The following is a 20,217-nucleotide window of genomic DNA, read 5'->3' as shown; positions in this document are numbered from 1 at the left end:
TCGTCAGATGCCGGATCAGGGCCGGGCGGGAGAGTCTGGGCGCGTCCTCGTGACCCGGACTCGAAGGAGGTGCCCGTGAGCCCGCCCACCGGAGCCGACGCGGCGCCCCGGCCGTCCCCCGACGCCGGGCGCCGCTCCGCCGACCGCCGCACCGGCGGTGGCCAACCCGAAAGCCGCCGCCCCGAAAGCCGCCGCCCCGGCAGTCGCCGCCTCCGTCGGCGGCTGTCGCCGGGGGCGCGCAAGCTGCTGGTCGTCCTGCACGTCGTCGCCTCGGTGAGCTGGCTGGCGCTGATGCTCTGCCTGCTCACCCTGGCGGTGACGGCTCTGACCACCGGTGACGCCGACCGGCTCAGAGCGGCCTACCGGGCGATGGGCATGCTCGGCGACACGCTGGTCCTGCCGCTGAGCCTGCTCACCTTCCTGAGCGGGGTGGCGCTGAGCCTCGGCACCTCCTGGGGGCTGTTCCGGTACTACTGGGTCGGCACCAAGTTCTGGCTGACGCTCGCGGCGATGGCCGCCTCGGTGTTCGCGCTCACCGCCCGGCTGCACGACGCGGTGCGGGTGGCGGACGCGCATCCGGCCGGTCCCGTCACGGCGGCGGACCTGGGGTTCGTCCGCTACAACACCGTGATCGTCCCGGCGGTGGCTCTCGCGGTCTACCTGTTCAACGTCATCCTCTCGGTGTACAAGCCGTGGGGCCGCCGCGGGACGGTCGTCGGGCGTCCGGGCCGAATACCCGCGGCGGGCAGCTGAACCGAGGGCACGCCCGGTGACCGCCCGCGGTGGTCCGGCGGCCGCCGCGGCTCGCGCGGCGGCGGCGACCGGGTGGGGGAATGCCCGGGCGACGGACCCGTGTTGTCCATGAGCGTGACCAGCGCTACGCCCCCGACCAGGCTCTCCGTGCTCGACCGCTCCCGGACCCGACGGGGCGAGGAGCCGGCGCAGGCCCTGCGGGACACCGTGGCCTTCGCCCGGGAGATCGAGCGGCTGGGGTACCACCGGTTCTGGGTCTCCGAGCACCATGGAGTGCCCGGGGTGGCCGGGTCGGCACCGACGGTGCTCGCCGCAGCGGTGGCCGCGGCGACCACCCGGATCCGGGTCGGCACCGGCGGGGTGATGCTGCCCAACCACCAGCCGATGGTCGTGGCGGAGCAGTTCGGGGTGCTGGCGGCGCTGTTCCCCGGGCGGATCGACATGGGGCTCGGCCGGTCGGTGGGCTTCACCGACGGTGTCCGGCGGGCGCTCGGCCGGGAGAAGGATGCTGCCGACGACTTCGGGGCCCAGCTGTCCGAGCTGCTCGGCTACTTCGACGGCTCGCAGCAGGTGCACCGCGACGTCCACGCGCGTCCGGCGGAGGGGCTTCACGTCCCGGCCTTCGTGCTGGCCACCGGCGCGGGCGCCGACCTGGCCGCCGAGGCGGGGCTGCCGCTGGTCATCGCGGCCGCGCGCGGGGAGGACCGGATGCTCGCCGCGATCGACCGGTACCGCGCCCGGTTCCGCCCGTCCGCCCAGGCCGCCGAGCCGTACGTGGTGGTGTCGGGCACGGTCGCGGTGGCCGAGAGCGAGGAACGGGCACGGGAACTGCTCGTACCGGAGGCCTGGGCCGGCGCGTACTCCCGCACCCACGGGGAGTTCCCACCGCTGGCCCCGGCGGCCGAGATCCGGGCGCGGGCGATGAGCGCGCGGGAGCGCGCGGCGTTCGAGCAGTCGCTGCGGGGGCACATCGCGGGCACTCCCGAGCGGGCCGCCGCCGAGCTCGCCGATCTGGTGGACCGCAGCGGAGCGGACGAGTTCCTGGTCGTGACGAGTACCTACGACCGCACCGCGCTGCTCGACTCCTACCGGCTGCTGGCCGAAGCCGTCGGTCAGGTCTGAAGCTGCCGCCCTCGGCGACCCCGCTCCGCCCCGGGAGGACGATTTCTGACCAGGCGTGATGAGCTGCTACTGTTCTTCCCGTCGAGAGGAAGTGATCTTCCCGAAGAGGCTATCTCTCGAGCAGGCGTCAGCGGTGCTACCAGAGCACGTCCTACTTTCAGTAGGAAGAGTCCGTGCAACCCGGGCCTGGCGCTCCACCAGAAGGGGCTCGTTCCGTCCAGCGGAACGGGCCCCTTCGTCATGTCCGGCGCGAATCCGACCGCTGACCCGTGGAGCGGCGGCGGTCCGGCGCCTCCGGGCGGCCCTCCTATCGCACTTTCCGCCCCGAAACCCTGCGGGGGAGCCCGGTATCGGCCAAGGTCCCGTACCAGGTGGTCCATCGACGCCGCCGCACCTCGGCCGAACGGCCAGCGGCTTTGCCGTCGTGGCAGGGCTGATGCCGTGTCGCATCTTGTCCAGAACTCGCCGCGAATGATGTGAATATGCCATTGGAATGTTCGTCGTACCGAAACCGGCAGTAGCCTTCCGTGTCGAACCTGCCACTGCTGGTGGCGACCCGGCCGGAGCCGCGTAGCGCCCGGCCACCCCAGAAACCGCGAAGGAGCCGGTGTGCCGGGTATCGAGGAATGCCTCTCCGGGGCGATGGCGATCGCCGGCGCCCGCGCCGCGAGCCTGGTCGACTGGGGCAGCGGACTCGCCCTCGGCAGCCTCGGCGACAGCCCGACCGGCGAGCACGAGACCGCCGCCGCCGAGGCGACCGACCTGGTGCGCGCGGCCGTCGAGAGCCAGACCTTCACCGTGGCGGAGGACCGGCAGTCCCCGCTGGAGGACATCATCGTCACGGCAGAGCGCAGTTACCACCTGATCCGCTTCATCGACACCGTCTTCGACAGCCGTCTGGTGCTGCACCTCTGGCTGGACCGCGAGGAGGGCAACCTCGCCGTCGCCCGCTTCCGCCTCCAGGCACTCGCCGAGGAACTGGTGCTGGGGTGAGCGTGACACCCGCCGGGCCCGTCGCCCGGGCCGTCGCCGGCCCCGCCCGCCGGACGGACGCCGCTCGGTGGTGGCCCGCGTGACCGCCGCGCCCTCCGCCGCCCCGCCGACCCTGCCCTCCTCGCGTCCGACAGGGCCGACAACGCCGATGGAGCCGACAACGCCGGTAGAGCCGACAACGCCGATGGCGGCGAGCAAGCCAACAGAGCCGACGGAGTCGACGGTGCCGAGGACAACGACCGGACCCGTCCCGCCGGCCGGTCCCGCCGCCCCGAGGGACCCGGGTGAAGCGGTCGCCCTGCTTGCCGCCCGTCGGGCCACCGGTGCCCTGCACGGCCCACTCGGCACGCTGTACCTGGTCGACGGCCAGGTGACCGCCGCCGAGTCCCCCCGCGCGCCCGGTCTGGCGGACCTGCTCACCGGCTGCGGCCGGATCGGCGCGGAGGGCTGGACGGAGGTCCTCCGGCTCCACGGCCCCCGCGGGCGGGTCGGCGAGGCGCTGGTCGAGCGCGGGCTGCTCACCAGGGGAGAACTCGAACTCGGCCACCTGGGGGCGCTCTTCGACGCCGCCTACTTCATCCTCGCCGACCGCGCGGGCGGCACCTGGCGGTTCGAGCCGGACGCCCGGCACTGGCTCGGACCGGTGGCGGCGGTCGACCCGGCGCGGCTGCACCGCGAGGTCGAGCGCCGGGTCCGGCTCCTCGACCGGATCTGGCCCTGGGCGCAACTCGACACCGCGCCCGTCCGCCCGGTCGAGCACACCAGGCGTCCCACGCACCGCCCGCCCGGCCGGCGCCGGCGCGAACTGCTGGACCACGCCGACGGCCGAAGAACCCCGGCGGACCTGGCCAGGCTGCTCGGCCGCTCCGGCTTCGGCGTGACGGCGGACGTCCGCCGGCTGGCCGCCGCGGGACTGCTCGACGGTCCACCACCCGGAGCGCCGCCGGCCGGGGCCCCGAGACCAGAGGGGCCACGACCCGAGGCTCCGAGCGCACCTGGCGCATCCGGCGCACCCGGTGCACCCGGTGCGCCCGGTGCGCCCGGCGCCGGGTCACAGGCTGCCGACGCCCTCGCCCGACCGGCCGCACCCGGGCCTCCGGCGCCGCGCTCCGCCGCCCCGCGGCACGCCGCTCCGGCTGCCGCGGCGCCGGAGGTCCCCCCGCAGCGGGGCGCAGCAGCAGCCGGAGGCCTGCACCGCCGGGTCCCCGGTGCCACCCTTCGCGGCACCGCGACGGCCGGACCCGGCGGTGCCCCGGCACCCGGCGCCCCGGAACGCACCGGACCCGCGGGACCCGGGGGACCCACGGCAACCGCCCCGGCCCGCGCCGACCAGCCCGGCCAGCTCGACCGCCCCGACCACCTCGACCGCCCGCCGACCACGGCAGCGGCCCACCCGCTGACCGTCCCCGACCCGGACATCGCGCTGCTGACCCGGGTCCGAGACCTTCTGGAGGCCCGACTTTGAGCAACTCTCCGCCCGCGACCCCGTCGTACCGGCCATGAGGCGGGCGCTCAAGCAGCGTGTCGGAAGGAGACAACTGATCGCCTTGGAGACCGAGCTGCTCGCCGAAATCCGTGCCGTGAAACGGCGCGTCCCGCACCTCGCGGGCGGTCTGGTGGCCAGCGTCGACGGCCTGCTGGTCGCGCACGACACCCACGGGACCGAGCCCTCCGGAGTGGCCGCGATGACGGCGGCCTCCCTGTCGCTGGCCCAACGGCTGGCCGACACCACCGGGCAGGGCGAGTTCCGCGAGTCACTGGTGCGCGGCGAACACGGCTACGTCGCCACCTACGCGGCCGGCGGCAGCTGCGTGCTGACCCTGCTGGCGCACCCGGACGTCAACGTCGGCCGACTCCACCTGGAGGCCCGCCGCTGCGCCGGGCGCATCGCCGGGCTGCTCAACGACAGCCTGGTGCCGAAGGATCCGCGCGACGCCGGCTGACCAGGGGCCCCGCCCGAGCCGACCGACCGACCACGACCCGCAGTCCGCAGCCCGCCCCAGCCGGCGCACACCCGGACCACGACCACACCGGACGACCCACACCGGACGACCCACACCGGTCGAACCCCGCCCGACGATCCCGACCCGACGATCCAGATCTCACCACCCACACCTCACGACCGACACCTCACGACCCAACAGGAGTTGACCGAAATGACCGACGCAGCCGGCGCGCTCAAGCAGGCCATGACCGTGATCGAGGGCGCCATCGGCGCGGCCCTCGTCGACTACAACAGCGGCATGGCGCTCGCCACCCTCGACGGCCCCGGCGGCCTGGACCTCAACGTGGCAGCGGCCGGGAACACCGACGTGGTCCGCGCCAAGATGCGCACCATGGACATGCTGGGCCTCCAGGACGGCATCGAGGACATCCTGATCACCCTGTCCAGTCAGTACCACCTGATCCGCCCGCTCACCGGCCGCACCGGCAAGGGCCTCTTCCTCTACCTCGCGCTGGACAAGGGGCGCGCCAACCTGGCGATGGCGCGCCACCAACTCTCCAAGGTCGAGGCCGAGCTCGAGGTCTGATCGGAAGGACTGGAGGGACCGGAAGGAGCCGGAAGGACCGGAGGGACCGGAAGGAGCCGGAAGGACCGGAGGGACCGGAAGGAGCCGGAAGGACCGGAAGGACCGGAAGGAGCCGGAACGGCCGGAAGAACCGGCAGCACGAGCCCCGGCGGCGGCTCGGGCCCGGGCCCCGTCGGGCAGCCGGGGTCCGGGCCCGGCCCGAGCCCGCCGTACGGCCGGGCGGCTCAGCCCCCGGCGGGTTCCGCCCAGCGGACCTCGCCGCCCGGCAGTGCGGCGCACACCGCGCCCTCCGCGGTCAGCACGCTCCAGGGCGCGAGCACCGCGTGCGGCGGGACGGACAGTTCACCGCCCTCCGCGAACCCGAGCTCCAGCCCGCCGGCCATGGTGATCCGGGCGGTGCCGACGGTCCGGCCGACCAGTGCCAGCAACCTGGGCGTCGGACGGAACGTCAGCGCCGGGAAGACGTGCTCCACTTCTCTCGGCGCGGCGAAGGAGGGCGCCGCGAAGCGGAACTCGTGCGTCACCCGGACGGTCACCGGCCAGTCGAGCCGCAGGTCGAGCCGGTCGCCGCCGCTGACGGCGGCGACCCGCCGTCCGGCCAGTACTCCACTGATCCCGTTCTGCATGCCCCAGTGTCACCCATCGGCCGGCGCCGGTCCCACCATTCGCCCGCGTACCAGCTCGGCGGGGCCGCTCGCCCGGTCCCGGGCGGCCAGCGCGGCGGCCGTTCGACCCCAGGACGGCCCGCTCAGCAGCGCCCGTGCCGTGGCCGGATCGCACAGCCGCCACTCCACCAACTCCTGTTCCTGCAAAGCGATCGACTCGAGCAGCGCTCCCGTCACCGTGCCGCCGTCGAAGACGTACACCAGCACGGCGGTGTCCCGGCCGGTCGCCGGATCCGCGCCGGGATCGGCCGCCGTACCCGGTTGCCAGTCCAGCACGAGCAGCCGTCCCGGCTCGACGTCCCACCCCAGCTCCTCGCGGATCTCCCGGCGCGCCGCCGCTCGCGGAGCCTCCCGGTCCGCCTCGACCCCGCCTCCCGGCAGCGTCCAGTGCGGCACCTCCCCGCGCGGACCCTCGTACGGGCGCAGGCGCACCAGCAACACCCGGCCCTCACGGTCGGTGAACAACGCCCTGGCCTTCGCCCGGATCCGCGGCCGGGTGGCGTAGTAGGTGTCCCGGTCCATCGGCGGCTCCGGTTGCCGGTCCGTCGCCCCGGCGTCCTGCGCCCCGAGCGTGGGGGCCGCGGCCAGCCCGGTGTACTCGGGCGCCGGCCCTTCGGCGGGCAGCGCCTGCAGCGTGTGGCCGACGGGCCGGCTGTCCTCGAGCTCCAGTGGCCCGGCCGCACGCGGCGCCCGCAGGCAGGCCGTCACCCGCCGTGACAGCCTCGGGGGCAGCGCATGCCCGGCCTCCTCCGCCGTCAGCCACACCCACCCGCCGACCTCCGCCGCATCCGGCCGGATCGCCGCCACCTGCTGCGCCGTCAACGGCTCGCCCCAGTACAGGTACGCCACGATCGGCGGCCTCGTCGGGAACAGCGCCCAGTCCACGCAGGCCAGTCGTCCGAGCCTGGGCGTGAACCCGAGTTCCTCGGCGATCTCCCGTACGGCGGTCTCACGCGGCGACAGGTCGGTCGGCTCCCACCCGCCGCCCGGGACCGCCACCGGATGCTGCCGGTCGTACGGCAGCCGCACCACCAGCACCCGCCCCGCGCCGTCGGGGAACAGCACCCCCGCCGCCGCCAGAATCCCCTTGCTCTGCCCATCCGACGCGTCCACCCGCGATTCCTCCACCCGCACCCGGCTTCACCCCGGGGCACGGCCCCGGCTCCAGTCATGGTTTCCCCGGCAGGCCCCACCCCGACCATGGCTCCACCCTTCTCCCCGGCAGCAGCCGCGTCGGCGCTGTCCCCGCCGCCCGCCGGCCGCCGCCCGCTGGCCGCCGCCGTCCGCCGGCCGCCGCCCGCCGGAGCCGCGAATCCGGACATGGTCGACCAACGCTGAGGCCGTCGGACGGAGTTCCGGGCGCGCGACCGAGGGCTCGAAGCCGATGTCGCGCCGAGGCCGTCCCTGTCCGACCACTGCCGCCGGTCACCCCGTCAGCCCCGGGCAGCGGCCGTCACCCCAGGGACGCCAGCGCCTGCATCGCCGCCCGGGCCATCTGCTCGTCGTGTCGCCCGGTCCGCCCGCGGAGCCGGGCGACACCCTCGGCCGCCGCCAGGGCGAGCAGGCCGGGGAGCAGGTCGGTGCTGCGGGCGGCGACCCAGCGGGTGCCCTTGGTGGCCATCCACCAGAGGTCGGCGGCCGGGCTCGGCGGGGGTTCGGCCACCCGGTCTGCAGGTGGCGGGCCGAGGGGGTGGCCGGCTTCGGACAGGAGGTCGTGGAAGCGGCGGGCGATCAGGTGGTGCCCTTCGGCGCTGGGGTGGAGGCGGTCGACGCTCAGCAGCCGGCGCTGGTTGCTCCAGGGCAGCTCGGCGATGTGCAGGTGCACGGCCCGGTGCCGCGCGGTGAGCGCGTGCACCACCGTGTTGACGGCCCGCATCCGGCGGGCCAGCGGGCGGCCGAGCGGGGCCGGGAGCCGGAGCAGGAGCCCCGGGTCGGGCAGGCAGGCGGTCAGCAACACGGCACCGTGCGAGGAGAGTTCGCCCAGGGTGGCGTCCAGCTCCAGGGTGGTGCGCCGGATGTCGAAACCGGTCCGCAGGGTGTCGTTGCCGCCGACCAGCACCGCCGCCAGCTGCGGCCGCAGGGCCAGCGCCGCCGGGAGCTGGCGCGCCGTCAGATCGGCGGTCAGTGCACCGCTGTACGCGAGATTGGCGAAGTCCACGTCCCGGCCCCCGGGCGCCAGCGAGTGCGCCAGTACGGCGGCCCAGCCGCGCCATGCCTCGCCGACCTGGTCCCCGACGCCCTCCGTGAGGGAGTCCCCGAGGGCGACGAAGCGCAGCAGTTCGCCGGCCGCCGGCCGCCCCTCCGCGGCCCGGTCGGGCCCGGCGTCCAGCACGCTCATGCCAGCCCCCCGTCCACCGTCTCCGCTGCGCGGTTCCGTACTCCGTGTGCGGCCAGGAAGGCCGCCACCGCCGCCGGCCAGCCGTACCGCTCGGCCTGCGCCCGGGCTGCGGCCCGCCGCTGCTCCTCCGGCCGCGCCAACAGGTCAGCCACCGCCCGGGCGAACCCGGCACCGGTGTCCTCGGCGGCCACTCCGGCCGGTCCCACCAGCCCGGGGAGCGCGGAGGAACGGCTGACCGCGACGGGCGTGCCGCAGGCCAGGGCCTCCATCGCGGCCAGCCCGAAGGTCTCCACCGGCCCGGGCGCCAGCACCACGTCCGCGCAGCCGAGCAGCCGGGCGAGCGCCTCGCGTCGGCTCAGGTGTCCGAGGAAGCGCACCGGCACGCGGAGCCGGGCGGCCCGGGCGGCCAGCCGCTCCCGAAGCGGACCGGTGCCGGCCACCACCAGGACGGCGGACAGCCCCCGGGCCCGCAGCCGGGCGAGCGCCTCGACGGCCCGTTCGGGCCGCTTCTCCGCCGACAGCCGGGAGCAGAGCACCAGCAGGACGTCGTCCGGCCCGGCGTAACGGGCCCGCTCCGCCGCACGTGCGGCCGGCGGCAGTGGTCGCATGGCCTCCAGGTCGACGCCGAGCGGGGCCCGGACCAGGTTGGGCGCGCCGATCCGGCGGAACTCGGCCGCCGCCCATTCGGTGGTGCACAGCACCGAGTCGTAGGCGCGGACCGTCGCCGCGTTGAGCCGGTCGGCGGCCGCCGCGGCCAGCGGGCCGGGCAGGCCCCAGGTGCGCAGCACTCCGGTGGCGCTCTCGTGCGAGACCATCACCGAGCGGACGCCGTGCCGCCGTGCCCAGCCGCCGGTCCAGCGCAGGGTGGTCCGGTCGGACACCTCCAGCCGGTCGGGGCCGAGCCGGGTCAGCTCGGCCTCCACCGCCCGCCGGTCGGTGAGCAACCGGTAGCCGCCGCCGGCCGGCAGCACCGGGCCGGGCAGCGTGACCACCAGGCCCTGTTCGGTCTCCTCCGACGAACGCCGCTCGCCGGGCACGATCAGTACGGGCCGGTGCCCGGCCGCCAGGTACCCGGCGCCGAGGTGGCGCAGCGCGGTGCGCAGGCCGCCGGAGACGGGGGTGACGAAGTTGGCGAGCCGGACGACGGTCAGCCGTCGCGGCGCCGAGGCCCCGGTCATGCCGACAGCTCCTCGGGCAACACGGGCAGCACGGGCAGCACGGGGGAGCACGCCGAAGCCGGCGGAACAGAATCCGACGCCGACGCCGACGCCACCGGCACCGGCACCGGCAACGAGGCGGGCACCGGCAACGACGCGGGCACCGGCACCGCCACGGGGACCGGAACGGCCGCCGCCGCCCCCCGGTGCTCCGCGAGCACCTCGGCGTAGTGCCGCAGCAGCAGGTCCCCGACGGCCTCCCAGGTGCGGGCGGTCACCTCGGCCCGCCCGGCCGTCCCGTAGGCGTCCCGCCGGGCCGGGTCGTCGGCGAGCTCGGCCACCGCCCGGGCGACGGCCGCGCCGTCCCGCGGCGGCACCAGCAGGCCGGTGCGGTGGTGGGAGACCAGGTCGAGCGGGCCGCCGGCCGCCGGGCCGATCACCGCCACGCCGCTGGCCATCGCCTCCTGGATGGTCTGGCAGAAGGTCTCCAGCGGGCCGGTGTGCACGAACACGTCCAGGGTCGCGAAGCACCGCGCCAGTTCCTCCCCGGTGCGCCGGCCGAGGAACACCGCGCCGGGCATGGCGGCCCGCAGCCCGGGGGCCGAGGGGCCGTCCCCGATCACCACCACCCGGACCCCGGGCAGTGCGGAGGCCCTGGCCAGCAGGTCGACCCGCTTCTCCGGGGCCAGCCGTCCGACGTACCCGACCAGCACCTCACCGCCCGGTGCGAGCGCCCGGTGCAGCGCCTCGTCCCGGTGCCGCGGATGGAACCGGACGGAGTCCACCCCGCGCGGCCAGAGCTGCACCCGGGGCACCCCGTGCGCGGTGAGGTCCTGTGCGGCCGGGGTGGACGGCGCGAGGGTGCGGGCGGCCGCGCGGTGCACGGCCCGGATCCGCCGCCAGGCCGCGGCCTCGCCGAGCCCCCGGCCGGCCCGGTAGGCGTGTGCGTACCCGGCGAGGTCGGTCTGGTACACGGCGACGGCGGGCACCCCGAGCCGCGCCGCGACGTGCATGCCGCGCGCCCCCAGCACGAAGGGGCTGGCCAGGTGCACGATGTCGGGTCGGTGGCCGGCGAGGGCGGCGGCCAACTGCCGGCTCGGCAGCGCGATCCGCACCTGCGGGTACCCCGGCAGCGGCATCGAGGGGATCCGCACCACGGGGATCCGTTCCGCCGCGGCGCCGGAGCCGAAGGTCTGCGGTGGGCACTGGGCGCCCCGCGCCGGCGCGGGGGTGACGACGAGGGGCTGGTGGCCCCGGCGGAGCAGGTGCTCGGCCGTCCGCAGCACGCTGTGGGCGACTCCGTTGACCTCGGGCGGGAAGGATTCGGTGACGATGGCGACGCGCATGCCTGTGTTCTGTCCGCGCCCGGCGTGCTCCCGGCCAAAGGGATCTGTCGTACAAGCGAACGCGGGTCGGCGATTCGTACCGCCGACCCGCCTGTTCACCGCGGTGTTTCCTCAGGCAGACCCGGCCGTCTCCTTGAGCTCCGCGTACGGGGCGAGCTTGCGGATCGACTCGATGCTCTTCAGGCAGTCGTCCTTGCTCTCGTGGGGGTCGCCGGTCACCACGATCGACCCGTTGCTCGCCTTGAGGCGGAACCGGTGCATCCCGCTCTCGTCCGTGTACAGCTCGAATTTTCCGGCCATGCCCGTGGACACCTTTCGCTCGAGTGACCCCCTGGCACCGCACCATAGGCGTCGCCCCGCGCCCCCGCCCCTCGGCCGGGCCCGTTCGGGTGCGCGCGGGCGCGAGCCGTGCGCGCGGCCCGCGGTCAGGAGTTGCGGCGGCGGCCGGAGAGCCAGACGTGGACGAGGACGCCGGCGAAGAGGAAGAGCACGCCCTGGTAGACGGCCGCGTAGCCGGCGCCGGCGAGGAGCCAGAGGGAGAAGGCGAAGGCGCCGAGGCCGAGGACGGCGTCGCGGACCAGGTGCGGGGTGGCGACCTTGTCGGTGGTGCCGCGGACCAGCCAGTACAACTGGGCGGCGGTGGAGAGGAGGTAGGGCACGGTGGCGGTGAAGGTGGTGACCAGGACGAGCGTGTCGAACGCGCCCTTCGCGCCGCTGGCGAAGTTGAGGACGGTCAGCGCCGAGGCCAGGGCGACGCTGACGATCACGCCGAAGGCCGGTACGCCGCGCCGCTCCTTGCCGAAGGCGGCCGGGAACAGGCCGTCCTCGGCGGCCGCGTACGGGGCCTGGGCGGCCAGCAGGGTCCAGCCGTTGAGCGCGCCGGTCATCGAGACGAGCGCGGCGACGGCGATCGCCGTGCCGCCCCAGGAACCGCCGAACATGGCGTTCACCGCGTCCGAGAACGGAGCCGCGGAGTGCACCAGCCGCTCGTGGGCGACGGTGCCGAACACCGCGACGGTGCCCAGCAGGTAGACCACGGCCGCGCCGATGGTGCCGAGCACACTGGCCCGGCCGACGTTGCGCTCCGGGTCGCGGACCTTGCCGGCGCTCATCGCGGCCGACTCCACGCCCAGGTAGCTGAACAGCAGGATCGCGGCCGCAGCGGTCATGCCGCCCGTCCAGCCCTGGCCGTTGCCGTCGAACGGCCCGAGGTTCTTCGGGTCGAAGAAGAACAGGCCGCCCACCGCGACCAGCGCCAACGGGATGAACTTCAGGACGGTGGAGACCAGTTGGACCACCCCGACGTAGCGGGTGCCGGCCAGGTTGGCCAGGGCCGGCAGCCACTGGAGGACCAGCGCGGCGGTGATGCTCAGCGCGGTCGAGTGGCCGACCGGCAGCAGCACGTCCAGGTATCCGACGGCTGCCACGGCGAGCGCGGCGTTGCTGACCCAGGTGGTGATCCAGTACGACCAGGCGGACAGGAACCCGGCGAAGTCCCCGAAGGCCTCCCGGGCGTAGACGTACGGGCCGCCGGTGCGCGGGCTGCGTCGGGCCAACTGCCCGAAGACCAGGGCCAGAGCGATCGCGCCCACCGTGAGGACGACGAACGCGAGCAGGCTGACCGTCCCGTAGGGCGCCACGGCGGCCGGGATCATGAAGATGCCGCCGCCGATGATGTTGCCCATGACCAGGGCGGTGGCGGTGGTCAGCCCGAACCGGCCGCCCTTCCGGGAGCCCGCGTCGACCGCCGTGTCCGGGCTGTCCGCGGTCTCCGCGGTGTCCGTGGTGTCCGGTCGAGTCGCCTGCCGGGGTGCGGCGGGGCTGGTCTGCATGAGGGTGGTGCGCCTTTCCTGGTCCTGCTCGCGCTCGGTGGAGCGACCGTTCATGCTCGGACCAGTGCGTACCTTGCGCCAAATCGGTGGGATTTGTTCGTCCGGCCCGGCGGATCACCGCAAGACTTCCGGCCGCCTGGCGGTCGGACGGGCACTCGTCCGGCGGCCCTTCGCGAACCCGTTCGACGCGGAACGCGGAGGGTTCGGCCGGGCGGGGGAGATGTGTCACCCGGATGTCCCAGGGCGGTTGCGGCGCGCGCCCCGTGCCCGTGTTCGTGTGCCAACCTTGGCGCGGCGCCTCCCGGTGGGGCGCGGCCCGTCCGCCGGTCGGCCGAACTGGCCTTTCGAGGGCGCGGGTTGAGGACCAGAGACGAACCAAAAGGACATCAGATGTCGCTTCGTGGGAAGATCCGCAAGGTCGCCGTGATCGCTGCCGTGGCGGGTGCCGCCATGGCGGCCGCGCCGACCTCGGCGATGGCGTGGGGCCACGCGTCGCACCAGGAGTCCAGCCAGAGCCTGGAGTCGGGCTCGGCCGGTGTCGGCCTGTTCGGCCCGAAGGCCAGCTGGTTCAACTTCCACGAGCACAGCGAGGACAAGTGCATCGGGGACTGCGACTGATCAGGCTGATCCAGCCGGATCGGTGAGCCCGGAGGCCGCTCGACGGCCCCGGGCTCACGGCTGTCCGCTCGATGGCTGTCCGCTCGGCGGCGGACCGCCGACGGCGGTCGGGCGGGACAGCCGGCCCGGCCACCACATGTGCCGGTCGAGGTCCATGGTCAGCGCGGTGACCAGCACCGACCGCACCACCAGGGTGTCCAGCAGCACGCCCAGCGCCACCGCGAAGCCGATCTCGGCGAAGGCCACCAGCGGGAGCGTCCCGAGGACGGCGAAGGTGCTGGCCAGGATCAGTCCGGCCGAGGTGATCACCCCGCCGGTGGCCGACAGCCCGGTCAGCGCGCCCAGCCGGGTCCCGTGCCGGACGGACTCCTCGCGCACCCGGGTCATCAGGAAGATGTTGTAGTCGATCCCCAGTGCCACCAGGAACACGAAGACGAACAGCGGGAAGGCCTGGTCCTGGCCCTGGAAGTGGAAGACGTGCGCGAAGAAGAAGGCGCTGATCCCGAGCGCCGCCGCGTACGACAGCACCACGGTCGCGATCAGCACCAGCGGTGCGGTGATCGCCCGCAGCAGGACGGCCAGGATCAGCAGCACCACGCCGAGCACCAGCGGGATGATCGCCCGGTTGTCGGCGGCGGCCGCCCGCCCGGCGTCCAGGACGACCGCCGTGCTGCCGCCCACCTTGGCGTCCGCGGCCGGCACCGCGTGCACCGCGCCGCGCACCCGGTCCACGGTGTCCTTCGCGGCCCGGCTGTCCGGCGGGTCGGTCAGCGTGACCTGGAACAGCGCCCGCCCGTCGTGCACGACCGGCGGCGAGGCCGCCGCCACCCCGGCCGTGGACCGGGCGGCGGAGTGCACGGCCGGCGCGCCGCCCGCCGTGGAGACGATGGTGAGCGGCGCGCCCGTGCCGCCCGGGAAGTGCTGCTCCAGGACCTGCTGGCCGACCACCGAGTCGGGTGTGCCGGTGAAGGAGCCGGCCGTGCTGATCCCGGTGGCGTTCAGTGAGACCAGCCCGGCGCAGCAGGCGGCGAGCGCCAGCGCCGTACCGACCCACACCGCCCGGGGCCGGTGGGCGATCCGGGCCCCGACGCGCGCCCAGCGGCCGGTCCGGGTCGGCTCCGGCGTGCCGTACGCCGGTCGGACCGGCCAGAACACCCAGCGGCCGACGATCACCAGCAGCGCCGGAAGCAGGGTGAGCATCGCGGCGAGGGCGACCACCACGCCGATCGCCAGGACCGGGCCGAGGCCCCGGGTGGAGTTCATCTCGGCGATCAGCAGGCAGAGCATCGACGCCACGACGGTGGCCGAGGAGGCGAGGACGGCGGGCCCGGCCCGGTGCAGGGCGAAGGCCATCGCCTCGTGCCGGTCCTCGTGGCGGCGCAGTTCCTCCCGGTAGCGGGCCGTGAGCAGCAGCGCGTAGTCCGTCCCCGCGCCGAGCACCAGGACGATCAGGATGCCGGCGCTCTGCGCGTTGACGGTCAGCCCGGCGTGCTTCGCCAGGAGGTAGATGAAGGCCTCGGCGACGGTCAGCGCGCCGGCGGCGGAGAGCAGCGGCAGCGTCCACAGCACCGGGCTGCGGTAGGTCAGCAGCAGCAGGACGACCACCACGCCGACGGTGGCGGCGAGCAGTGAGCTGTCGATGCCCGCGAAGGCCTTGGCCTGGTCGGCGGCGACCCCGCCCGGGCCGGTGACGTGGGTGGTCATGCCCTGGGCGTTCGCGGCGGCGGTGGCGCGCAGGGTGTCGACGGCGGGTTTGAGGTCGTTCCAGCCGTTGCTGCCGACGTCGATCGGCACGATCGTCTGCATCGCCTGGCCGTCGGCCGAGACGGCGGGGCCGACCACCGGGCCGGCCACGTGCGGTACGGACGCGAAGTCGACGGCGTCGCGCGCGGCCTCGGCGCGGTCCGCGGGGGTGATGCCGCCGGCCCGCTGGTAGACCACGACGGCCTGGGCGGTGTCCACCGGCTGGAAGGCCCGCTGTTCCTGCAGGACCTGGGTGGACTCGGCGCTGCCCGGCAGCCAGCTCGACGCCTGGTTGTCCTCGGCGCCCATCAGCTTGCCGGCCAGCGGGCCCAGCGCGACGAGCAGCACCAGCCACAGGGCGAGCACCACCCACTTGCCGCGGCGTCCGCACGGCAGGGCGGCGAGCTTCCTGGTCCGGGACACGGCAGACCCCCCAAGCGGAGGCGATGACTCGTTCCAGCCTCCCACCGGTGGTGGCGACCGGCAGCCCGAGCCCGGCACCGCGGGGCAGCCGCGCCCTCGCACCGCCGCGGAGCCGGAGCCCCGCCTCGGGCCCGGAGCACCGCCGCAGGCCCGGACGGCGGCCTCGGGCCCCCGACCGTCACCTCAGCTCGGGACCGCAGCCTCAGGCCGGGACCTCAGCCTCAGGCCGGGACCGCAGCCTCAGGCCGGGACCGCAGCCTCAGGCCGGGACCGCAGCCCGCTCCCGCAGCTCCTTCAGCACCGCGATGTCCATCGCGTGCCCGGTGCCGTCCCCGCCGTGCTTGCGGTCCGGGGTCTCCACCAGCAGCGGCACCCCGGCCGTCTCCGGGTGCTCGAACAGCTCGCGGAACGGCTCCGCGCCGATCATCCCCGCGCCGATGTTGGCGTGCCGGTCCTTGCGGGCGCCCACCACGTCCTCCGAGTCGTTGGCGTGGATCAGCCTCAGCCGGCCCGGACCGGCGGCCGAGGCCAGCGCGTCCAGCGCGGCCGTCACCCCGCCGGGCGCGGCCAGGTCGTGCCCGGCGGCGAAGGCGTGGCAGGTGTCCAGGCAGACGCCCACCTTCGGGTGCCCGTCCAGCGCCGCGACGTACTCGGCCAGTTCCTCCAGCCGGGAGCAGAGCGAACTGCCCTGCCCGGCGGTCGGCTCCAGCAGCAGCCAGGGGGCGTCCTCCCCGAGCGCGTCCAGCTCGTCCAGCAGGGGCCGGACGTCCGCGCGGACCTGTGCCATCGCCTCGGCCCGGCGGGAGCCGCCGTCGGGTGCCGCACCGACGGCGGAGCCGGTGTGGAGGACGACACCCAGTGCGCCGATCGCGTGGCCGCGGCGCAGCGAGTGCCGCAGCGAGTCCGCCGAGCGCTGCCGGGTGGTCGGATTGTCCGACCCGAAGTTGATCAGGTACGGCGCGTGCACCCAGGCCGGGACGCCCTCCTCGGCGCAGGCGGCACGGAACTCCTCGTCGTGGCGCGGATTGCCCGGGGGAGTGGCCCAGCCGCGCGGGTTGGCCACGAACACCTGCACCGTCTCCGCGCCGACCTTCCGCGCGTACGCCAGCCCCGTCCCGGCCAGCCCGCGGCCGGCCACCGGCACGTGGGCGCCGATCGGGTTGCGGACGGTGGCGACGGACGGTGCGGACGCGGTGCTCATGCCCCCGAGGATGTCACGGGCCGGGACCGCTCCGGCGCGCGGCCCCGTACGGCCCGGCGCCCCGCACGCCACGCCGGGGCGTCCCACCAGCGGCCGACGCCCCGTCAGTCCCCCAGCCCAGCCCTGGTGGCGGCCCCACCCGGGCGCCCGTACCGTCGACACGGCCGTACCCACCGACCGTCACCATCCGGACACCCAGCGTCGGACGGGCGCCCACGTCCCCATCCTTCCCACCGCGCGCCGAAAGAACAGGTCACCGCTCATGCCCACCCGTCGGGTCCACCACCTCGCTGCGGCCACCGCTGCCGCCACCGCCCTGACCACCGCCCTCGCCGCCCTGGCCGCCGCCCCCGCGGCGCACGCCGCCGGCACGCTGCACCTCGTCCAGCCGGGCGAATCGATTCAGCGGGCCGTCGACGCCGCCAAGCCCGGCGACACCGTCGAGCTGCTCCCCGGCACGTACCGCGGCAGCGTCCGCATCACCACCCCCGGTCTGACCCTGCGCGGTGCCGGCGACCTCAGTGTGATCACCCCCGGCGACGGCCGGGAGAACGCCTGTGCCGTCGCCGGGCACGGCGTCTGCGTGGTCGGCACCGAGCAGGCCCCGCTGGCCGACGTCACCGTCGAGTCCCTCGCCGTCACCGGCTTCGCCAGGAACGGCATCGACGCCAGCGGCACCACCCGGCTGACCGTCCGCGCCACCCACGTCCACGACAACGCCCAGCAGGGCATCAGCCAGGAGATGTCCACCAAGGCCACCATCATCGGCAACCGTTCGACCGACAACGGCCAGTCCGGCGTCTTCCTCGCCAACTACGCCTACCGGGAGGGCGGCGCGCCCGACACCGGGGGCACCGTCGTCGCGGGCAACGTGCTCACCGGCAACCGGGTCGGCGTCACCGTCCGCCGGCTGCGCGTGCTCACCATCGAGGGCAACGAGGTCAGCGGCAACTGCGCCGGCGTCTTCGTGGTCGGCGACGAGAACGCGCCCCGCGCCGGGGACCTCGACGTCCGGCGCAACCGGGTGGTCGCCAACAACAAGTTCTGCGCCGCCAACCCGCGCCTGGGCGCCATCCAGGGCGCCGGCATCGTGCTCACCGGCACCGAGGGCACCCGGGTGACCGACAACGACGTCCACGACAACGTCGGCACCACGGACTTCTCCGGCGGCATCGTCCTCTACAAGAGCGCCGTCGGCGTACCGAACAGCCGGGCGACCGTCTCCGACAACCGCCTGAGCGGCAACGGCCCGGCCGACCTCGCCGACCACGACACCGGCACCGACAACGCCTTCGCCCGCAACACCTGCTCGGTCTCCGTGCCCGCCGGCCGCTGCTGAGCCCGGCAGCCGCCCGGCTCCGGCCACCCCGCAACGCCACGCCCGCAGACCCCGAGCCCCCCCCACACGACCCCCAGGGACCGCCCATGACCACCGCACCAGCCCACACCTCCGCCCAGGCCGCGATGCGCCTGCGCGAGCTCGTCTTCGGTGCCGCCTGCGCCGCCGCCGTCCGCGCGGCCGCCCGGCTCGGTGTCGCCGACGTGCTCGGCGACACCCCGATGGACGTCACCGAGCTCGCCGCCAAGCTCGACACCGAACCCCGCCAGCTGCGCCGCCTGCTGCGCGCGCTCACCTGCTACGGGATCTTCGCCGAGACCTCCGACGACCGCTTCGAGCACACCGAGATGTCCCGCCTGCTGCGCGAGGACGCCCCCAACTCGCTCCGCTACATCTCCCTCTGGTGCACCGAGCCGTGGACCTGGGAGGCCTGGCCGAAGCTCGACGAGGCGGTGCGCTCCGGCCGCAACGTCTTCCCCGAGCTGTTCGGCAAGGAGTTCTTCGACTACCTGCACAGCGACGCGGGCGACTCCGCCAAGGTCTTCGACAAGGCGATGACCACCTCCAGCCGGCAGTCGGCCAAGGACTTCGCCGACTACCTGGACCTCACCGGCATCGACTCGGTGGCGGACATCGGCGGCGGCCAGGGCCACGTGCTGGCCAGCCTGCTGGAGAAGCACCCGGCCCTGCACGGCACCCTGCTCGACCTGCCCAAGGTCGTGGCCGGGGCCGATCCCCGACTCCGGGAGGGCGGCGCCTTCGCGGCCCGTGCCCGGCTGGTGGCGGGCGACTGCCGGATCGAGATCCCGGTCCGCGCCGACCTCTACATCATCAAGAACATCCTGGAGTGGGACGACGACAGCACCCGCCGCACCCTCGCCAACGTCGTCGCCGTGGCCCGCCCCGGCGCCCGGGTCGTGGTGGTGGAGAACCTGGTCGACAACAGTCCGTCGATGCGCTTCACCACCGCGATGGACCTGATGCTGATGCTGAACGTCGGCGGCGCCAAGCACTCCGAGGAGAGCATGGTCGGCCTGATGGCAGAGGCGGGCCTGGACGTCGTCGCCGTCCGCCCGGTCAACCCCTACCTGCACGCCTTCGAGGCCGTCGTCCGCGGCTGATCCGGAAGGCCGACGGCCGCTGCTCCCGGGAGGACCGGGGCAGCGGCCGTCGGTGTTCCCGGGGCCCGCTCGGGCGTGCCCGGGATCAGGCCTTGTGCGAGGACTCCAGGTGGGCGAAGACCACGACGTTGTCCAGGTAGTCCCGCCGCTTCTTGTCGTACGTGCCGCCGCAGGTGATCAGCCGCAGCTGGGCGTCCTGGGTCTTCCCGTACACCTTCTGGTCGGGGAAGGCGTCCTTGGCGAAGGTCTCCACGGAATCGACCGTGAACACCGCGACCGTGCCGTCGGCCCGGCTCACCTCGACCTTGTTGCCCGGCAGCAGCAGGCTCAGCAGCAGGAACACGGCCGGGCCCTTGGTGGTGTCGACGTGGCCGGCGACGACCGCGCTGCCGCGCTCGCCCGGGGTCACGCCGTCCCGGTACCAGCCGACCAGGTTCTTGTCGTCCGGCGGCGGCGCGTTGAGCTGGCCGGCCTGGTTGAGGGTGAGTTCGGTGAACGGCGCGTCCACCGCGATCTGCGGGATCCGCAGCCGGGTCGGCTTGGACCGCTTCAGCGCCGGAGCGCCCGGCGCCGCCGCCGGGGACGCCTTCGCGGCCGCCGCCGCGGCCTGCCCCGGGACGGCGGGTGCGGCGGCCGCCGGGGGAGCGGACTGGCCGGTGGGGGAGTCGTCGTCACCCGGCCGGGTGTCCACCGAGTTGTAGATCAGCAGCAGCCCGACCGCTGCCGCGCCCATCCCCGCCTGCAGCAGCCGGGGCATTCCAGCGCCGGGAGCGCCCATCATTCCTGTCCTCCGCTAGAAGTCCTCCGCCGAACCGGGCGAGCCGCTCGGCCGTCCGACCCGCCGGGCCGTCCCGACCGCGTGAGCCGCCGGGCCGTCTGAACCCGGCGATCCGCCGGGCCGTCCGACCCGCCTGACGGCCCCTGCCGCCGTGGCCCGTGACCGCCGCCTGCACCGGATCCGGTTCCGCAACGGTGCGCCGCCCCCGCACGCCCCACCCCCGGGGAAGGGGGTGGGGCGCCCGGAGGCGGCAGTGG

The 20,217-nt window shown here is 75.0% G+C and carries 19 protein-coding genes; 9 read left to right on the top strand and 10 right to left on the bottom strand.

Annotated features, from left to right (window positions below; all coding sequences use genetic code 11):
- Window positions 1-75 precede the first annotated feature (75 nt).
- The 6 genes from ACGF07_RS24450 to ACGF07_RS24425 all read left to right on the top strand — a co-directional run bounded on the left by ACGF07_RS24450 (window position 76) and on the right by ACGF07_RS24425 (window position 5,399).
- Window positions 76-753 carry a DUF2269 domain-containing protein gene (locus tag ACGF07_RS24450; protein ID WP_392901995.1) on the top strand — a complete coding sequence of 226 codons (678 nt, stop codon included), beginning with the start codon at window positions 76-78 and terminating at the stop codon, window positions 751-753.
- Window positions 754-861: 108 nt separating this feature from the next.
- Window positions 862-1,875, top strand: coding sequence for an LLM class flavin-dependent oxidoreductase (locus tag ACGF07_RS24445; RefSeq protein WP_392901993.1), 1,014 nt, complete (start codon window positions 862-864; stop codon window positions 1,873-1,875).
- A gap of 609 nt (window positions 1,876-2,484) precedes the next feature.
- Window positions 2,485-2,868 (top strand): hypothetical protein, encoded by a 384-nt coding sequence (locus ACGF07_RS24440; protein ID WP_392901991.1) that lies wholly within the window; start codon window positions 2,485-2,487, stop codon window positions 2,866-2,868.
- A gap of 223 nt (window positions 2,869-3,091) precedes the next feature.
- The gene (locus tag ACGF07_RS24435; protein WP_392901989.1) at window positions 3,092-4,333 is read left to right on the top strand and encodes a hypothetical protein; all 1,242 of its coding nucleotides are present in this window, start codon (window positions 3,092-3,094) and stop codon (window positions 4,331-4,333) included.
- 82 nt (window positions 4,334-4,415) lie between these two features.
- Complete coding sequence (locus tag ACGF07_RS24430; RefSeq protein ID WP_392901987.1) at window positions 4,416-4,811, top strand: roadblock/LC7 domain-containing protein; 396 nt, start codon at window positions 4,416-4,418, stop codon at window positions 4,809-4,811.
- Window positions 4,812-5,024: 213 nt separating this feature from the next.
- On the top strand, window positions 5,025-5,399 hold the full coding sequence (locus ACGF07_RS24425) for a hypothetical protein (RefSeq protein WP_392901985.1): 375 nt from the start codon (window positions 5,025-5,027) through the stop codon (window positions 5,397-5,399).
- Between the two features lie 224 nt (window positions 5,400-5,623).
- Here ACGF07_RS24425 and ACGF07_RS24420 read toward each other — a convergent pair whose 3' ends face one another.
- The 7 genes from ACGF07_RS24420 to ACGF07_RS24390 all read right to left on the bottom strand — a co-directional run bounded on the left by ACGF07_RS24420 (window position 5,624) and on the right by ACGF07_RS24390 (window position 12,737).
- A complete protein-coding gene (locus ACGF07_RS24420) occupies window positions 5,624-6,025 on the bottom strand; it encodes a DUF6188 family protein (protein ID WP_392901983.1) in 402 nt (133 codons plus the stop codon).
- Between the two features lie 9 nt (window positions 6,026-6,034).
- Window positions 6,035-7,177, bottom strand: coding sequence for an NUDIX domain-containing protein (locus tag ACGF07_RS24415; protein ID WP_392901982.1), 1,143 nt, complete (start codon window positions 7,175-7,177; stop codon window positions 6,035-6,037).
- A gap of 340 nt (window positions 7,178-7,517) precedes the next feature.
- Window positions 7,518-8,402 (bottom strand): SGNH/GDSL hydrolase family protein, encoded by an 885-nt coding sequence (locus ACGF07_RS24410; RefSeq protein ID WP_392901980.1) that lies wholly within the window; start codon window positions 8,400-8,402, stop codon window positions 7,518-7,520.
- Window positions 8,399-9,580: a glycosyltransferase gene (locus ACGF07_RS24405; RefSeq protein ID WP_392901978.1), complete on the bottom strand. Its 1,182-nt coding sequence runs from the start codon at window positions 9,578-9,580 to the stop codon at window positions 8,399-8,401. The genes ACGF07_RS24410 and ACGF07_RS24405 overlap by 4 nt, the downstream gene beginning before the upstream one ends.
- Window positions 9,577-10,905, bottom strand: coding sequence for a glycosyltransferase family 4 protein (locus tag ACGF07_RS24400; RefSeq protein WP_392901976.1), 1,329 nt, complete (start codon window positions 10,903-10,905; stop codon window positions 9,577-9,579). The genes ACGF07_RS24405 and ACGF07_RS24400 overlap by 4 nt, the downstream gene beginning before the upstream one ends.
- A 111-nt stretch (window positions 10,906-11,016) precedes the next feature.
- The gene (locus ACGF07_RS24395) at window positions 11,017-11,205 is read right to left on the bottom strand and encodes a DUF1508 domain-containing protein (RefSeq protein ID WP_350742263.1); all 189 of its coding nucleotides are present in this window, start codon (window positions 11,203-11,205) and stop codon (window positions 11,017-11,019) included.
- Window positions 11,206-11,330: 125 nt separating this feature from the next.
- Entirely contained in the window at window positions 11,331-12,737 is a 1,407-nt protein-coding gene (locus ACGF07_RS24390) for an amino acid permease (protein ID WP_392902120.1), read from the bottom strand.
- A gap of 390 nt (window positions 12,738-13,127) precedes the next feature.
- On the opposite strand from ACGF07_RS24390, the gene ACGF07_RS24385 reads away from it, so the two are divergent.
- Window positions 13,128-13,355: a hypothetical protein gene (locus ACGF07_RS24385; protein WP_350742261.1), complete on the top strand. Its 228-nt coding sequence runs from the start codon at window positions 13,128-13,130 to the stop codon at window positions 13,353-13,355.
- Between the two features lie 54 nt (window positions 13,356-13,409).
- On the opposite strand, the gene ACGF07_RS24380 is transcribed toward ACGF07_RS24385, so the two are convergent.
- Together ACGF07_RS24380 and ACGF07_RS24375 are read right to left on the bottom strand one after the other, a co-directional pair.
- Window positions 13,410-15,521, bottom strand: a complete 2,112-nt coding sequence (locus ACGF07_RS24380; RefSeq protein ID WP_392901973.1) for an MMPL family transporter — start codon at window positions 15,519-15,521, stop codon at window positions 13,410-13,412.
- A gap of 259 nt (window positions 15,522-15,780) precedes the next feature.
- Window positions 15,781-16,722 carry a deoxyribonuclease IV gene (locus ACGF07_RS24375; protein ID WP_350742257.1) on the bottom strand — a complete coding sequence of 314 codons (942 nt, stop codon included), beginning with the start codon at window positions 16,720-16,722 and terminating at the stop codon, window positions 15,781-15,783.
- 262 nt (window positions 16,723-16,984) lie between these two features.
- On the opposite strand from ACGF07_RS24375, the gene ACGF07_RS24370 reads away from it, so the two are divergent.
- Both ACGF07_RS24370 and ACGF07_RS24365 read left to right on the top strand, forming a co-directional pair.
- Window positions 16,985-18,061 carry a nitrous oxide reductase family maturation protein NosD gene (locus ACGF07_RS24370; RefSeq protein WP_392901971.1) on the top strand — a complete coding sequence of 359 codons (1,077 nt, stop codon included), beginning with the start codon at window positions 16,985-16,987 and terminating at the stop codon, window positions 18,059-18,061.
- Between the two features lie 86 nt (window positions 18,062-18,147).
- On the top strand, window positions 18,148-19,182 hold the full coding sequence (locus ACGF07_RS24365) for a methyltransferase (RefSeq protein ID WP_350742253.1): 1,035 nt from the start codon (window positions 18,148-18,150) through the stop codon (window positions 19,180-19,182).
- Between the two features lie 85 nt (window positions 19,183-19,267).
- On the opposite strand, the gene ACGF07_RS24360 is transcribed toward ACGF07_RS24365, so the two are convergent.
- On the bottom strand, window positions 19,268-19,960 hold the full coding sequence (locus ACGF07_RS24360; protein ID WP_392901969.1) for a class F sortase: 693 nt from the start codon (window positions 19,958-19,960) through the stop codon (window positions 19,268-19,270).
- Between the last annotated feature and the right edge of the window lie 257 nt (window positions 19,961-20,217).

It is taken from the genome of Kitasatospora sp. NPDC048194 (genome assembly GCF_043202455.1).
Lineage (GTDB): Bacteria > Actinomycetota > Actinomycetes > Streptomycetales > Streptomycetaceae > Kitasatospora.
Note: the sequence above shows the minus strand (reverse complement) of the source record. Positions and strands in the feature narration are given on the sequence as shown.